Source organism: Flavobacterium chuncheonense (assembly GCF_042686145.1).
Taxonomy (GTDB): Bacteria; Bacteroidota; Bacteroidia; order Flavobacteriales; family Flavobacteriaceae; genus Flavobacterium; species Flavobacterium chuncheonense.
In genome coordinates this window covers 1-4,421 of the sequence record NZ_JBHUPC010000007.1, presented here as the reverse complement: position 1 = coordinate 4,421, position 4,421 = coordinate 1, and the positions used below count along the sequence as shown (strand labels likewise).

Below are 4,421 nucleotides of genomic sequence, written 5' to 3'. Positions count from 1 at the left end.
GTCAGTACTATTCCGAAAATTCTTCCAATTTTCTAAAATAAGTCTATATTTGTTTTGGCTTGGTATTGGCTCAGCGCCACTACTTATAGCCGCGAACCGTTAGCACCAAGCCTATGACTATAACAGAGATAAAACAAATAATCGAAAGAAATAGAAATGACATTGCCTTTGTAGTTGGTAATGGCATAAATCGTTATCCAAACAATCCAAATGCTTTATCTTGGGACGATTTACTAATTCAACTTTGGGACAAGGTTTCTCTTCAAACTTTGACCAGACGACCAAATGGAATTTCTTTGACTGAGTTTTATGACATTCTTGAACTCGAAAATACTCAAGACATAAATTTACAAAGAGAAGTAACGGAATTAATGACAAATTGGGAACCTCTTAACCACCACAGAATTATTACAGACAGAATAAAAGCATTGAACGCTCCCATTTTAACAACAAACTTTGAAGAAACTTTTGCAAAGACATTTGAATTATAGATTACTTAGGACAGAGCAAGAAGGGTTTACAGACTTTTATCCTTGGACAACATATCACGGAGAAAATCAACTAGAACTACCAACAGACGGATTTGGAGTTTGGTATATAAACGGAATGATAAATTATCATAGGAGTATAAGACTTGGACTTAGCCACTATATGGGAAGCGTTGAAAGAGCAAGAAATCTATTGCACAAAGGCAATGAAGAAAGACTTTTTTCAGGTAAAAATGTAAATAATTGGAAAGGCTACAAGACTTGGCTTCACATTGTTTTTAATAAATCACTTTTTGTCTTCGGACTTGGACTTGAAGAAAACGAAACTTTTTTAAGATGGCTTTTAATCGAAAGAATTAAATACTTCAAACGCTTCCCAGAAAGAAAACATAAAGGTTGGTATATAAACAAAAGAAGTGACAACGGGACAGACCAAGGGAAGAAATTCTTTTTAGAACGTGTGGGTTTTGAAGTTATTGAAGTGGATGACTATGCAGACATTTACGAAAATATTTGGAGATAGAGAAATAAGGCCAGGTGCTAACAGCCGTTTTGCAAAAGCGGGGGTTTCGTGCTTCTATGACAGTGAAGTGCTAAATTCAAACTTTGTGCATCTAATGAAGTTTAGTGCTGAAAATCCCCGCCTTCGCAAAGCGGCAAACCGTTAGGCAACATTTGAAAAATGAACGTAAACCAACAAAAATCCGACAAACAATATGCTGCTTATTTAGCAAGAAAGTTTTTCAGTGGACAAATTTCAAAGCGGGAAATTTTAGACCAGTTCCCTGAATTTGACAAGGATTTTAAAATCAGACTTTTGTTTGACCGAATTACTAAAAAACCAAGGCAAAGTTGGTTGTTCGGAATTTCAAAAAAGGCCTATCAAAAATTCTTGACTGAAACCTATGAAATAATTGAGGACTTAGAAACTGGAAAGCTGAGATTTAATACAATGAAAAGGCTATTCCAAGAATTGTGGCTTCATTCCGATAATTGTGCTAAACCAATTGAACATATTTCAATTTTACTTTTAGAAGTTGCCAAATCAACGACTAACTCAAAGGAAGAAATAAGAAAATATTTGAATTTATTGATTGACAAAAAGATTTTAAAAAGAATATCGGAAAAACAATTAATTTATGAATTCACAGAAAGCGGTAAGAAAATCAAAACGGATTCTGAAATTGAAAAAATAATAAAAACGTTGCCTAACACCGTATAAAAATAATGCTTAGTTTAGTTCTTAATCAAAAGTTCGTGCGTCTTTGGACACTCTGATTTTCCTTCGGAAAATCCACGGACACAAAACCGCACTATTCTTATACAAACACGTTATATGTCACCACTTAACCGAATTAAAACAAAATTGTACTTTAATCGAAATCATGCGATATGAAAAAACGAACCCTGAAAAATAAGTATGCTATTTTAAATTTAATTCTATCCGTTTTTTTAATTGTTTGTAGTTGCAAAACAAAAGAAGAAAACAAAACCGATGAAACAATTGAAGAAATTCAGAAAAATTCATCAATTGAAGTAAATAAGAAACCAGATAATAATCCCATAAGCGAGCTTAACAATGCGATAATTTTCAAACAAGACAAATGTGATTATAATTCAAAAATAGACACTACAGTGCTCTTTAAATCTTGGGCTATGGATTTAAACGATCCAAGCGCAAGCTTTGAAATAACTAAAGATTCATTTTATGCTGTAGATTTTGATGGTATAGGCGTTAGAAGTTATATACTAAAAGGTAGAAACATTAAAATTTCAGACGAAAACTATACTGATGAAGGTGAAATAACTAAACTTACTCAAGATAGTCTTCATGTAAAATGGAAAGCAACTCAAATCACAATGAAATATATTAAATGGATAGATAATTAATGTGGCGTCATATAACAGCCGTTTGTAGCAATTGCTAGGCTTGGCATGTGTTCGGAGTTTTCTTCGAAAATTCCACAAGGAGTTTTGTACTTGTAATCTTTTGGCTTAAATTTACGCAACTGCTACAAGCGGCAAAACGTTGTAGGTAATCTTTTAAAAATGCATAAAAATGATATTGAAGACGATTGGTCTGATAAGAAAAGACAATTTCGAACTGGCCTTTTAGGAGCAATTCTTATGAGTTTTCTGTTCTTAATCTTTCCTGGATATAAAGGAGTCAATTTAGAAAAAAAATTTTCTCAAGAGAAGAAAATTTTATCTGAATTACCAATATTTAAAAAATCACAACACGGAAAAGGTAAAACAAATTACTATGTAGAATTACATTTTATAGAGGATTCTAACGTATACCGAATTGAAGATATTAATTATAATTTCTTGAAACATCATGAATTTATTGAAAACATTAAATCTGGCGACACTATAACAATTAAAAGACATCAATTATCTATACACTCTTTCGTAAAGAATGGTAAAGAATATTTAAACTATAGAAAAGCAGAAAACAATCGAGCAAATGTAATTAAAGCTTTAGGCTTATTGTTTTTACCTCAAATTATAATTTGCATATTCGCACTTTTACAAAAAAAACATCCAGAGTTTAGTTATAATGGTAAAAGACATAAAATCAATTTCCCTCTTATTGTAATAGGTGTATTTATTATAACCTTTTTGATATTGATTTTTAACATTGATTTTCATATAATAACAAACGGGAAATTTGTAGATTATTAAGACTACCTACAACAGCAGTTAGCCTCAATGGCTTGGGTTTGGTTTTTCCTTCGGAAAAACCGCAGGTAGCCAAAATAATTTTATATTTGTTACAGTTAGTCTTGAATCGCAGCCACTTAGGCTAGCTGCAAACCGTTGTAGGTAATTTTAATTAAGAAATGAGAATAATAATTTACATTTTGACTTTTCTACTTTTTGTAAGTTGCAAAACAACTCAAACTAAATTAGAGTTCCTCGAAAAAAACATTGCAACCGAATACTATGACAGTGGAGAAATAAAAAGTGTAGGAACTATAGAAGACTTTCACAAAGAATATAATAACTATCGCATTGGATTTTGGAGAGAATTCTACAGAGATGGAATGTTAAAGGAGTCGGGAAACTATAAATTAGACACTTACACACAATGCTGCACAGGTGGTATTTGTGATGGATTTTATAGTTATAAATTTGGCGAATGGAGTTACTATCACCAAAATGGAAAATTAAAAGCAAAAGGTAAATACAGTATTGGAAAAAAATATATAAAAACTAGTTGTGAAGGCGGAGACGAAATAAATTTTGGATTTGTTAGCGATAGTTGGAAATTTTATGATGAAAACGGAAATGAAATTAAACCTACTAAAAATGATATTGCCGAAATTGAAAAAACTAGCATTCTTGACGAATGGAATATGACAAAAAAATAAAAACTAACTACAACATTGGTTAGCTGTTATTGTGGCTGCTCTCCTACTTCCGAATTTTGCTGCGCCAGTTCGCACATAGTGCTCGAATCTCCGAAAATTCCACGAGGAGTTTTGTACTTGTTATCTTTTACTATAAATTTACGCAACTGCTACAAGCGGCGGGCCGTTGTACATAATTATCCGAAATCAAATGAAAAGAATATTAATAATTGTAATTTTAACTCTTGTAGGTTGTTCTGATAAAGTAAGTGAAGAAAAATTAATGTCTTTAAATATCGATAAACTTTACATAAGTGATCAAGAAGATCGAAAAAATAACGAAACAAATAATTGGTCAATTGTTGCGAAAAGGGATGAAATTAGAAGAAAACGTGTAGGTCAGTTGATAGACTCTAATAAAATAATATCTGCTAAGGATTATGCCAAAGCTGCAATGATTTTTCAACATGGTGTAGATTCTTCCGATTATTTAAAAGCAGTAGAATTTATGAAAAAAGCAATGAAAATTGATTCAACAATTAATAAATCATTATTTGCAGCAGCGACTGATAGATATTTG

At 31.7% G+C, this 4,421-nt stretch carries 6 protein-coding genes and 1 pseudogene; all 7 read left to right on the top strand.

Translation table 11 applies throughout. The features are described 5' to 3' along the window. Nucleotides 1–113 precede the first annotated feature (113 nt). On the top strand, nucleotides 114–491 hold the full coding sequence (locus tag ACFS5J_RS01705; RefSeq protein WP_379810209.1) for a hypothetical protein: 378 nt from the start codon (nucleotides 114–116) through the stop codon (nucleotides 489–491). Further along, a complete protein-coding gene (locus ACFS5J_RS01700) occupies nucleotides 457–1,011 on the top strand; it encodes a hypothetical protein (protein ID WP_379810208.1) in 555 nt (184 codons plus the stop codon). Before ACFS5J_RS01705 ends, ACFS5J_RS01700 begins: the two co-directional genes overlap by 35 nt. Before the next feature lie 159 nt (nucleotides 1,012–1,170). Further along, nucleotides 1,171–1,710, top strand: a complete 540-nt coding sequence (locus tag ACFS5J_RS01695) for a hypothetical protein (RefSeq protein ID WP_379810206.1) — start codon at nucleotides 1,171–1,173, stop codon at nucleotides 1,708–1,710. A 170-nt stretch (nucleotides 1,711–1,880) separates the two neighbouring features. Continuing rightward, complete coding sequence (locus ACFS5J_RS01690; protein ID WP_379810205.1) at nucleotides 1,881–2,378, top strand: hypothetical protein; 498 nt, start codon at nucleotides 1,881–1,883, stop codon at nucleotides 2,376–2,378. 159 nt (nucleotides 2,379–2,537) lie between these two features. Next, a complete protein-coding gene (locus tag ACFS5J_RS01685; RefSeq protein WP_379810203.1) occupies nucleotides 2,538–3,173 on the top strand; it encodes a hypothetical protein in 636 nt (211 codons plus the stop codon). A gap of 158 nt (nucleotides 3,174–3,331) precedes the next feature. Next, nucleotides 3,332–3,862: a hypothetical protein gene (locus tag ACFS5J_RS01680; RefSeq protein ID WP_379810201.1), complete on the top strand. Its 531-nt coding sequence runs from the start codon at nucleotides 3,332–3,334 to the stop codon at nucleotides 3,860–3,862. 190 nt (nucleotides 3,863–4,052) lie between these two features. Further along, nucleotides 4,053–4,421: pseudogene (locus tag ACFS5J_RS01675) on the top strand (hypothetical protein); the annotation flags it as partial.